This window comes from Nostoc sp., assembly GCF_036917555.1.
Classification (GTDB): domain Bacteria; phylum Cyanobacteriota; class Cyanobacteriia; order Cyanobacteriales; family Nostocaceae; genus Nostoc.
Genome location: NZ_JBALDD010000095.1, coordinates 1 through 10,956, shown reverse-complemented (window position 1 = coordinate 10,956; position 10,956 = coordinate 1). Strand labels below are relative to the sequence as shown.

Here is a 10,956-nt window from a genome sequence, read left to right as displayed (position 1 = left end):
CATCTGCAAAAGCTATTCCACCTTGAACATTCTCATTTTCAAGAACGGTTTCTACATGAGAAAGATCGTTGATAATCATGATTTTACTTTCCTAAAAATTAGTAAGATCAACTTGTTTGTCGTCGTGCCACTACAACTTGTTTTTTAGTGACATACAAACAATAGCACTATTAGAATTCAATTAATAGTAGTTTTACGTAAATTTTCTCCAAAAAAATAAAAAACATTATACTATCAAGTTATTTACAGTATTTAGCATTTATAAATTGTTTGAAAAAGTATTTTGCTATGTATTATCAAGCTACTTACAACCTTTAGTATTTAGAGATTGTTTTAAAAGTGTTTATATATGACTTTAGGCACTTTTAATCCCCCTAACCTCCAAGGCTGTTTGATTCGATCAAGGATATTGTCAACAATATAGGCAACAAATTTGGGGAAGTTAGTAATCGAAAAATTACTATCTCCAAGAGTCAATTTCAGTGCGTTGGCGAAACCTTGCTGGAGGCATCACCATTTTCTGGTGCAATCAGATTTTTTATTCACCTGATTTTTTGCTTGAAACGCTTGTAAATCAGCACCTTTTAGGCAATGAAACATCCCTAACTCGTCAGGGGTGTTTCATGGCCTTCATTGGTATCAGTCAACTTAAGCTAAAACTCCTTTAAAATCTTGTTTCCAACCAGAGGCTGGAAATGCTGCCTCCCATTAGGCATTCTCAGTCTCCGACAGGCAATGAGATAATCTGCTAAAAGCTTTAACCTTAAGTTGACACCAATGCAAGTCCTTGCGCCCCTACAAATCTAGAAATAATTTGGGATAATTTATTTTTTGCAAGTCCCTAAAAGAGAAGGATAGTAAGATTCAAAGCCTCTCTCCTTTTAGAAGAGATATTGCAAATAGGTCTAAGGATAGATTGACAATATATTTATTCGTCGAACTTATCCTGCCTTCTTAGCAAACTGGTTATAATTATCTTCCATCTCCCTCAGAAATGAAATTCTCATCTACACAGTACTTATATGGGACGTGTTCGTTCTAAATCTGACCTACCTACAAAAATCTGTCCGGTATGTCAACGTCCTTTCACATGGCGTAAAAAGTGGCAAGATTGTTGGGACGATGTGAAATATTGCTCAGAACGTTGTCGTCGTCGCCGTTCTGAAGCTCAAAATGAAACCAACCGCAATACAGACGCAAATAGCGCAAGAGATTAATGGAGTTACAGGTGCAACCTAAATTAATTATTCATGGAGGGGCTGGTAGTTCTCTCCACGGTAAAGGCGGATTAGAGGCGGTGCGCCGATCGCTCCATACAGTAATAGAAGAAGTTTATTCTCTGCTATTGTCAGGAGCAACTGCCTCTGAGGCGGTGGTGCAGGGTTGCCTAATGCTCGAAGACAACCCCCGCTTTAATGCTGGTACTGGTTCAGTATTGCAATCTGATGGGCAAATTCGTATGAGTGCTTCCTTGATGGATGGTGCATCAGGGCGGTTTAGTGGTGTGATTAATATCTCGCGGGTGAAAAATCCTATTGATTTAGCGCAATTTTTACAAAGCTCGCCAGACCGAGTGCTATCAGATTTCGGATCGGCTGAGTTGGCGCGGGAAATGCAAATTCCCAGCTATAACGCTTTAACTGATTTGCGGTTACAAGAGTGGATACAAGAGCGCCAGGATAATTTTAAAAGCACAATGGCTGGCGTGGTAGCAGAACCCGAACTGCTAGAAACCAGCAATGCCAGACGCGGAACTATCGGTGTAGTAGCTTTAGATGTATCTGGTAAGCTAGCTGCTGGCACTTCTACTGGTGGTAAGGGATTTGAGCGGATTGGCAGGGTAAGTGATTCGGCGATGCCAGCAGGTAATTATGCTACTAGTAATGCTGGTGTTAGCTGTACTGGCATTGGTGAAGATATCATCGATGAGTGTTTAGCCGCACGGATTGTAGTGCGTGTCACTGATGGGATGTCACTGAAGGAAGCCATGCAACGATCCTTTGGGGAAGCCCACGAGAATAAACGCGATTTGGGAGCGATCGCCTTAGATGCTAGTGGAGCGATCGCTTGGGGAAAAACTAGTGAAATCTTACTCGCCGCCTACCACGACGGCGAAAAAATTGGTGATACTTTGGAATGGACTGGCAACGAACTGATCGGCTATTGTTGAATCAGTTTCAGGGCTTCGGCTAAAGTTTTTTGCTGGTCAACCATTGCAGCTAATTCTTCGGCTTCATAACGCCCCTCAAAAGCTTCTAGCGCCGCTCTTTTTAGTGCCACTTGATATCCTTGTTCCAGAATATCGAGTAATTCTGCTTGATTCAAGTAAAAGCCACCGGATTTGCGGCGCTTGTTTATTTTGTTGATTTCACGCACTGTATTTTCTATTGAAACATCCCAAGAGCGAGTAGAACGTTTTTCGGACTTTTGTTTAATTAAATGGATGAGCAGAATCACACCATAACTATCAATTTTATTGATTTTGTCACTGAGGCTCATTTCTTCTAACTCATCCACCAACAGCAGCGCCTCATGGATTTTGCCTTGTTCTAGAAATTGCCTAAGTTCTAGCAGTTCTTCCATGTTATATGTTGAGATTTTGGCTTTACTACTAATCTAGCTAGATTAGACAACTCGCAAAAATCCTGGTTTATAGTCTAAAACCACAGATCAACCGCAATTAACACCGATGAATTATTTATGTTGATCTGTGGTTTTATTGTCAACACTTTTCCTGCGCCAAGCTGGTTTCACCACCTGACGACTACGGGCAATTACCAGAGAATTATCAGGAACATCTTCTGTGACTGTAGAACCAGCTGCGATATAGACATCATCTCCCAAGGTGAGCGGAGCTACTAAAACGCTATTGGCGCCAGTTTTTGTCCGATCGCCTATTTTGGTGCGATGTTTCTTCACGCCGTCATAGTTGGCAGTAATTGTACCAGCACCAATATTCACCTGATTGCCGACAACAGTATCGCCTATGTATGACAAATGTGCTGCATTGGTGCGATCGCCTAATTGCGTATTTTTCAATTCCACAAAATTCCCCACACGGCAACCAGCACCCACCTGTACCTGACCGCGCAAATGAGTATAAGGGCCAATTTGGCTTCCGGCCTGCACGGTGCTATTTATGACTACTGAATATTGCACTGTGACATTTTCACTTAACTGACTATTTTCAATTAAACTCCCCGGCCCAATGTGACTTCCTGTTTGGATCGCCGTATTTCCCCGCAGGTGAGTTTGGGGTTCAATAATTACATCCGGCTGCAATTCCACTGTTTCATCAATGGTGATGCTTGTGGGGTCGATGAGGGTGACACCCGCCAGCATCCATTTTTCCTTGACTCGTTTTTGCAAAATTTCGGATGCTGTTGCTAGTTGCAGGCGATCGTTGATACCGAGAATTTCTTGGTAATCTTCCACATCCACTGCCATTACTTGTCCCACCTGAGTCACGGCATCGGTAAGATAGTATTCTTTTTGGGCATTGTTTGCCTGGAGGTGGGGAAGCACCTTTGCCAAATCTGGCCAGCAAAAGCAGTAAACTCCAGCGTTAATCCTCTGATTTTGTCTTTGAGTAGCCGTACAATCCTTGTGTTCAACCATTTGCTGCACAATATTTTCATCGTTACAAAAAACGCGCCCGTAGCCTGTGGGGTCAGGTAGGTGCGAGGTGAGAATAGTGGCAGCGTTTTGATTTCGGGCGTGAGTTTGTAACATCTGCTTAAGAGTTTCGCTGCGTATTAATGGTAAATCGCCGTTAAGTACCAGCAAATCTCCAGTGTAATTTTCCAAGTGAGGAAGTAATTGCTGGATAGCATGACCTGTCCCCAATTGCACAGTCTGTTCAACAAACTCCAAACTGGGAATTGAATGCATGGCGGCTTGCACTTCCTCGGATTGATATCCCACAATCACGATTCGCCGTGAGGGCGAAAGTGGTTCTACACTTTCGAGAACTCTCTCTAATAGCGATCGCCCACCCAAAGAATGTAAAACCTTGGGTAAGCGTGATTTCATCCGTGTGCCGCGTCCTGCCGCTAGAATTGCTACAACTACCATAATTAGCTATCAGCTATCAGTAAAATTGTGATTAATGCTGTTGGTACTTTAAAATCTCGGCTCAAATCATACCAGCTAATTATAGAAGACTGAAAATATCAAAGGAGTCAGAATTCAGCAGTCAGTATAATTTCACTCCTCAAAAGTGGAGATTACCATAATACCAATTAGCGTTGATTACAGCAGCTACAAATCATTACTCCCTATTCCCCACTCTTCCCTTTTTCCTGACAAAAGCAAATAAACTCTGCAAACTGCTGCATTAGTTTGGGATTACGCCAACCGGAATCAGCTTCTTTTTGCATCACTAAAAGTGCTTCTGCTGAAGTAAAAGCTCTTTTGTAAGGTCGTTCGCTGGTTAGGGCATCGTAAATATCAATTAACTGAAATACTTGCGCTAGGTAGGGAATATCATCCCCCTTGAGTTTATCAGGGTAGCCTGAGCCATCCCAACGTTCGTGGTGATGACGAATAATCGGAATTACACCACGCATACTCCGTAGTGGTTGGCAGATTTTTTCTCCAATCAAAACGTGCTGCTGCATAATTTGCCAATCTTCGGAGGTAAGTTTGCCTTTTTTTAGCAGCACAGCATCGGGAATACCCACCTTACCGATATCGTGGAGATAACCACCCCACATCAAATCTCGAACTTGATAGCGTGAGAGGTTGAGGTATTCACCAAAAACTTGTCCCAGTTTTACTAGACGTTCGCAATGGTTGCCTGTATTGGGATCGCGGCTTTCAATGGACATGGCAATAGAAAACAGTACTTGTTCGGCATGGTCTAAATCTTCGTTCAAACGCTTCTGCTGTACCAAGGACTTTACACGCGCCGCTAGTTCCACCCGATCAAAGGGTTTGGTGAGAAAATCATCTGCCCCAACTTCAATTCCCCGAATGCGCGATCGCCTGTCATTTAACGCTGTAATAAAAATTACTGGGATTAACCTAGTCTGCTCATCCTGTTTAAGCAATTGGCACACTTCAAATCCATCCATTCCTGGCATCATTACATCCAGCAAAATCAAATCTGGTTCTTTTTGAGTTACCAATCCCACAACAATAGAACCACTGTCCGCCTCAATTACTTCGTATCCTTCCATCCCCAAGAGTGCAACAGCAGTCATCCGACTGGCGGCATGATCATCAACTACTAAAACCTTCGGCGGATCTAAATCAAACCCATTCACTTTAGAACCTTTGGCTTGTAGTGTTTTAGAGACCAATGAATCATCACCACAATTAACATCAGATTTTATCCAAGAAGACATTGCTTGCCTATCTTCAAGCATAAGGTCTCCTTGAGATAAGCCTAAAGAAGAACCCTCCGCATTTTGCGATTCCACGGCATGATTTGAACCGATACTCTTCACTGTGCTAATGGGGTTTGACCCATTAACAATTTTTTCTGTAAAGCCTGTATGGTTGGATTTCCATTGAATCACAAAGGCGCTCCAAGTTTTTGCACAAGTTAGTTAACAGTGTCAGATTTTAAAAACAAATTTAAGATTCGACTGTATCTGAGTCAGAGTTTCGATATGGATTATGCATAATCTCAAGCCGCCGATCTGAATTTTTCGCAGCATATATGTTTTATGTTACGAACAAGATGGATCTTGTTGTCAAATTTTTTGCTTCTAATTCCAGTATGATAAATTCTCACAAATGTTAAATCAGGTTTTTTACGGAGATTTTTTAGCCTTGTGGCTTCAGAAAGCGTTATAATTGAATGCTTTATATCGAGATATCGGATTTTGAGTTTCAAGTCTTTATAGTAATCATTGTAATTATTAGATATAAATGTTTTTACTTACTCAGTTATAGCAATACTCAAGTACTGTTAAAAATTATGTAATATTGAATACTAACATATAAATAAGCTATTCGGCTCGTAAAAACTCGTTGAATTAGGCTTCCAGTCCATATATGTAGCATATTGTATGATATTGTAATCAAACTACAAACTAGTTTCCATAAAATTCCTGCCTTGTGTTCCCAATAACCACCTTTTTCGCCAATGGGAGGCAGGTTCCAGGCAAGAGGTTTGTTGCTCTTGTTGTCGCCGCCTGACTATGACTTCGGTTGAATCGCTCAATTGAGGATCACGATAGGGAATAGCAGCACGAGTTAGCAAATGTTCTTTTTCAATTTCTGAGAGGGTAGTGAGTGGGAAGTGGTCTTTAGAGTCAGCATTTTTAGAATGTGTTGCCACCGTACCAGGCGATCGCCTTCCTACGGGTGGGGTAAAAGATATCACCAAGCCAGCAGACAAAAGTGCTGTGCGTACAGCAGCAGCACAAGAATAGGTGGCTAATAAACCATCTGGATGTAAGCACAATGACAGCTGTTTAATAAATTCAACAGTCCATAATTGAGGACACTGTGGTGGTGAAAAGGGATCGAGGAAAATTGCATCTGCCCAGAAACCTGACTGACGTACTAGCGCGATCGTAGTTCTAGCATCGCCAATTAGTAGCTTCGCTTTCAAGCAAGGTGTTTGTACTTGATGCTCAAAAGCTAGCTTTTTCAAAATTTCAATATAGTTACAGTTCCAATTGTCGAACAACTGATGAGCGATCGCTGCTTGTGGCACTATTGGATTCAGTTCTAAACCGATTACTTCAACACAACAACTAGGATTCACTGCCCAAATTGTTTGCAAAGCAGCAGCTGTGTTATATCCTAGACCATAACAAACATCCAATAGTCGCAAGATCGGTTTTTGCGCTGCTGTAGCCAGTTGAGTAGGTTCCACAAACTTGCAAAAACTTTCCTGCATAGCCCCAGAATGACTGTGAAAGGATTCACCAAACTCTTGAGAGACAAAGGTGAAAGAACCATCTGCTGTTAACTTAGGTGTAAAATTCTCTAAGTCTGACATCTTACAAAAAAACTAAATAATGACTAATGCCCAATACTTCGGCTCCTTTCGACTTCGCTCAAGGCAAGTCGCTCAGTACAAGTCCCCAATTTGTTGTTTCGCCAGCTTGGCTGTTTGAACATCTAGAAGATCCGCAAGTCGTTATTGTGGATTGTCGCTTTTCTTTAGCCGATCCACAACTAGGACAACAACAGTATCAAACAAGTCATATAAAGGGGTCATATTATCTAGATTTGAATCAGGATCTTTCCAGTCCAGTAAGTAGGCATGGTGGCAGACATCCTTTACCTAACCCTAATGATATAGCTAACAAATTGGCAGTGATTGGTGTAAATTACCAAAAAAGTTTAGTTGTAGCTTATGATGATTCGCGCTTTGCCTTTGCAGCTCGTCTATGGTGGCTGTTGCGCTATCTAGGACATGAGCAAGTAGCAGTACTGGATGGAGGCTTGGCTGGATGGCAAAAAGCTGGATATTCTGTTACAGATGTTATTCCTCCCCCCCGAATAGGTACGTTTGTCGCTCAAGTACAAACAGAAAAGATGGTAGATATTACAGCAGTGAAAAGCCAGAAAGATAGCCGCGAGGTAGTATTGGTAGATTCAAGAGAGAGCGATCGCTACCGAGGCGAACGAGAGCCAATCGATCGAATTGCCGGACATATTCCCGGTGCACTCAACTATCCCTGGCAAGAAGTTACAGACTCTTCCGGCTACCTACTCCCTCTAGAAGAACAACGGCGTCGGTGGGAAAAGCTAGAAACAGCCGCAGAAATATTGGTATATTGCGGTTCTGGCGTTACTGCTTGTGTGAATTTACTTTCTTTAGAATTAGCTGGTATTAGCAAGGGTAAACTTTATGCTGGTAGCTGGAGTGATTGGATTTCCTATTTATAGTTAGGAGTTAGGAGTGAGAAGTTAAGAATTAAAACTCCAAACTCCTAACTCCTAACTCTTCTCAAAACCGACCTAATTGCAAACCATAATTAATACTGAAGAACCAGCCATCAAAATCAATGTTTTCGGCGGTTGAACTACCTAAACTTACTCCAGCCTGGACATTCATATAAATGGTATCGGATATTCGGTAATTTAAGTGTCCGAATAGCCGATAAAATTCGTCTTCTCGATCGCGCTGTGTAAAGTCTGATAAATTCATTTGGTAGTCAATACCAACCTGAAGAGGCTTTTGCAAGTAGTAGTTCAGAGACACCCAAAAAGAATTGATTATCCGATTACGACTTTGGGGATCGGCAAAATTTACACTCAATTCGTAGAAGCTATCTAGGGTTAATCTTGAAGTTAAGGGATCTCGGCGTCCCAAAGATAGTTGTAGGGAATTTTCATTTAAAAAGTGATCGCCTGCTTTGAAGCTATCCAGGCGATCGCTGCTGTTGGCATAAAATAACTGTTGATTGCTCCAACTGATTTCTCCAAACATTCGTTGGGATAGCTGCTGGTAAATACTGAGATTGAATCTCACCTGGTTGTAATGATACTCTGACTGATTTATATAACGAATCAGATTGCCATCAATTGAGCCATTTACAAAAGTCTTAGATCCCAAAGGGAAATATGTAGAGGCTAGTGTCAGTCCAGAAATAATTAAACCATCTTCTATGGGACTATCATTTGAGGAAAAAATGTTACTCGTTTGGAAGTAGCCAACACGTCCTTGTAGATAGCCGATAGGTTTAAACTCAGGTACAGGTTGTTCTGTCAGTGGTGGTAGCTGTTGTTCTAAAGGTCGTAACCGTACCCGCAATCCCAATTCGCGATCACTATCAGATTCAAACGTTTGTTTTGGCGATCGTAGCAGTTCTATCAACCTCTCTAGCCTTTGGGAATACTCTATCTCAGGTAAATTGAATAGTTGCTCTTTTGAGTCTGAAGGAGATATGGGCAAATTATTTGGCTGCGATTCTAGCTGTGGCGGGTCATTTTGCTTTTGAGTATCTATAGGTTCTTCAGTTTGATCTGGGATTTGAGTCGTTTCTGGTGTTTGCTGTACCAGATTTAACGGCATTCGAGAGTCTAAAGTATCTGACTCACTCGACAGCTTGCACACAGAGTTTATTGCCTTTTGCTCCAACTTCTGACATAACTGCTCATGAGTTACTTGTGTGGTTGCTAAGTTATCAGGATGCCAAACATCTATAATTGCAGATTCTGCCGCATTTACTCTAATGCAACACCAGCCTCCACCACTGGACGTTAACAAAATACAAAAAAACAAATTTTTCCAGTTCTTGAGTCGCATCTGGTTAGATCGCGTTGATTGCGTTTGGCAAATGTAGACCCACAAGCTATATCGGAAGTTCCGATTACAAAGATACAGTTGATTGCATCTATTTTAGCTTTGTAGGTATATACTGAAACTACAAACTAAAATTATTGCTTTTCGGATTTTTTCCCAGATTTTTTTGTAAAACTGAGATCCTCTGATAAAATTGCTGTTTAAATTTTAGTGAAATACAGCCAGTGGGTAATTTCACAACAAATCCTTAACATGTTATTGTCCTCCATAATTAATGCTCCTCTGGCTGAACTGATTATAAAGGATTATATGTAAGGTACTTCTGATTTAATTGTTTATATCAAATACTAACTTTTAAATCTGCTACAAACTTTATTGCATACAATTTAAGTTTCAGAAGGAAAATTTAAATCAACTAAATACATATAGTAATCCAATTTTATTCATGAACTTGCTTACGTAGATAAGGAACAGGCGGACACGAAAAAAGATAATAGATGTGTGCTGAGTTTTCAGAAATAAAATATGAGTCATTTATTTCATTTATTATCTATTTTATGCATTCAATCTAAATTAAACTTTAAACTAATCTACCTAAAAAACTCTTACAACAATTAGCATTAGCCTAAACTTTAATTTTTATGATATTAGTTGAAGGTAAAAATTTATCAAACTATGTTTTATAAATCGTTTCCATTATTGGTGATTGGTTTATGGGGAGTTATAGTACTGCCTTTGCCAAATCGGGTAAGTGCTATAACTCCTCTAACACGAGCAGAGATTCAGAACCTCCGCAACATCGTACAACTGATACCTAAAGATAAATTGAAGAAACGTCCTGCACGCAAATTAGATGCAATGACCCCTGGGGACGGGTTGTCAACTGGTCGAGCTTCCCTAGCAGATTTACGTTTTAATGATGGCTCTTTGGCACGAGTTGGAGAACAGGCGTTATTTCAATTTTTGCCGAAGACTCGTGACTTTAAACTGACAAATGGGACTGTGTTATTGCTCATCCCACCAGGAAAGGGGCAAACACGTATACAAACACCAAACGCAGCAGCAGCAATTCGTGGTTCAGCATTATTTGTACGTTACGACCAACAAACAGACACCACGATTGTGGGTGCGCTGACAAATAGCGGCATTGAAGTTTCAAACAAAAAAGCCTCTGAAACTCAGGTGTTGAAAGCAGGGCAGATGGTGATTATAATCAAAGGCGAATTTCAGAGGTTATATGATTTTGATCTCAGAAATTTTTATGAAACGAGCCAGATGGTTCGGGAACTTGATTTGAACAGGCAGAGTCCTGTGCCGCCTACACGCGATCCTGCAATCACCAGTGTTCAAGCCGAAACCGCTGCGGCTTTGGAAGCACAGCCACCGATAAAAGGTGAGGGAGTATTTGAAATGAAGCTAACTCCTAGTCCTTTAAATAGCCCAATTGAGACAACACCCGTAACCTCAACAGAACCAACACCTGTAACCTCAACAAATCCAACACCCGTAACTACAACAAATCCAACACCCGTAACCTCAACAGAACCAACACCCGTAACTACAACACCTGTAACCTCAACAGAACCAACACCCGTAACTCCAACAAATCCAACACCCGTAACTACAACACCTGTAACCTCAACAGAACCAACACCCGTAACCTCAACAGAACCAACACCCGTAACTACAACACCTGTAACCTCAACAGAACCAACACCCGTAACTCCAACAAATCCAACACC

9 protein-coding genes are annotated in these 10,956 nt (G+C 41.2%); 4 read left to right on the top strand and 5 right to left on the bottom strand.

What is annotated here, in order from left to right:
- The first annotated feature begins 1,022 nt into the window (after positions 1 to 1,022).
- Positions 1,023 to 1,217, top strand: coding sequence for a DUF2256 domain-containing protein (locus tag V7K60_RS34905; RefSeq protein ID WP_094350216.1), 195 nt, complete (start codon positions 1,023 to 1,025; stop codon positions 1,215 to 1,217).
- Entirely contained in the window at positions 1,217 to 2,170 is a 954-nt protein-coding gene (locus V7K60_RS34900; RefSeq protein WP_334932816.1) for an isoaspartyl peptidase/L-asparaginase, read from the top strand. The genes V7K60_RS34905 and V7K60_RS34900 overlap by 1 nt, the downstream gene beginning before the upstream one ends.
- Here V7K60_RS34900 and V7K60_RS34895 read toward each other — a convergent pair.
- From V7K60_RS34895 to V7K60_RS34880, 4 genes are all read right to left on the bottom strand, one after another.
- On the bottom strand, positions 2,161 to 2,583 hold the full coding sequence (locus V7K60_RS34895) for a DUF29 family protein (RefSeq protein ID WP_334932814.1): 423 nt from the start codon (positions 2,581 to 2,583) through the stop codon (positions 2,161 to 2,163). The two genes, V7K60_RS34900 and V7K60_RS34895, sit on opposite strands and share 10 nt — an antisense overlap.
- Positions 2,584 to 2,694: 111 nt before the next feature.
- Positions 2,695 to 4,074, bottom strand: coding sequence for a bifunctional UDP-N-acetylglucosamine diphosphorylase/glucosamine-1-phosphate N-acetyltransferase GlmU (gene glmU, locus V7K60_RS34890; RefSeq protein WP_334932812.1), 1,380 nt, complete (start codon positions 4,072 to 4,074; stop codon positions 2,695 to 2,697).
- A 203-nt stretch (positions 4,075 to 4,277) separates the two neighbouring features.
- Complete coding sequence (locus V7K60_RS34885) at positions 4,278 to 5,522, bottom strand: two-component system response regulator (RefSeq protein ID WP_334932810.1); 1,245 nt, start codon at positions 5,520 to 5,522, stop codon at positions 4,278 to 4,280.
- A 512-nt stretch (positions 5,523 to 6,034) separates the two neighbouring features.
- Positions 6,035 to 6,958 carry a tRNA (5-methylaminomethyl-2-thiouridine)(34)-methyltransferase MnmD gene (locus tag V7K60_RS34880; protein WP_334932808.1) on the bottom strand — a complete coding sequence of 308 codons (924 nt, stop codon included), beginning with the start codon at positions 6,956 to 6,958 and terminating at the stop codon, positions 6,035 to 6,037.
- 26 nt (positions 6,959 to 6,984) lie between these two features.
- On the opposite strand from V7K60_RS34880, the gene V7K60_RS34875 reads away from it, so the two are divergent.
- Positions 6,985 to 7,854, top strand: a complete 870-nt coding sequence (locus V7K60_RS34875; protein ID WP_334932806.1) for a sulfurtransferase — start codon at positions 6,985 to 6,987, stop codon at positions 7,852 to 7,854.
- A 61-nt stretch (positions 7,855 to 7,915) separates the two neighbouring features.
- Here V7K60_RS34875 and V7K60_RS34870 read toward each other — a convergent pair whose 3' ends face one another.
- Complete coding sequence (locus V7K60_RS34870) at positions 7,916 to 9,217, bottom strand: hypothetical protein (RefSeq protein WP_334932804.1); 1,302 nt, start codon at positions 9,215 to 9,217, stop codon at positions 7,916 to 7,918.
- Positions 9,218 to 9,889: 672 nt separating this feature from the next.
- Here V7K60_RS34870 and V7K60_RS34865 point away from each other — a divergent pair.
- Positions 9,890 to 10,956, top strand: a 1,067-nt coding sequence (locus tag V7K60_RS34865; protein ID WP_334932802.1) for a FecR family protein, incomplete at its 3' end; no start/stop codon positions are given.

Bases quoted from the DNA above. Each gene is read 5' to 3' on its own strand.
- V7K60_RS34900 (WP_334932816.1), top strand. From the start codon at position 1,217: ATGGAGTTACAGGTGCAACCTAAATTAATTATTCATGGAGGGGCTGGT.
- V7K60_RS34870 (WP_334932804.1), bottom strand. From the start codon at position 9,217: ATGCGACTCAAGAACTGGAAAAATTTGTTTTTTTGTATTTTGTTAACG.
- V7K60_RS34880 (WP_334932808.1), bottom strand. From the start codon at position 6,958: ATGTCAGACTTAGAGAATTTTACACCTAAGTTAACAGCAGATGGTTCT.
- V7K60_RS34905 (WP_094350216.1), top strand. From the start codon at position 1,023: ATGGGACGTGTTCGTTCTAAATCTGACCTACCTACAAAAATCTGTCCG.
- glmU (WP_334932812.1), bottom strand. From the start codon at position 4,074: ATGGTAGTTGTAGCAATTCTAGCGGCAGGACGCGGCACACGGATGAAA.
- V7K60_RS34875 (WP_334932806.1), top strand. From the start codon at position 6,985: ATGCCCAATACTTCGGCTCCTTTCGACTTCGCTCAAGGCAAGTCGCTC.
- V7K60_RS34895 (WP_334932814.1), bottom strand. From the start codon at position 2,583: ATGGAAGAACTGCTAGAACTTAGGCAATTTCTAGAACAAGGCAAAATC.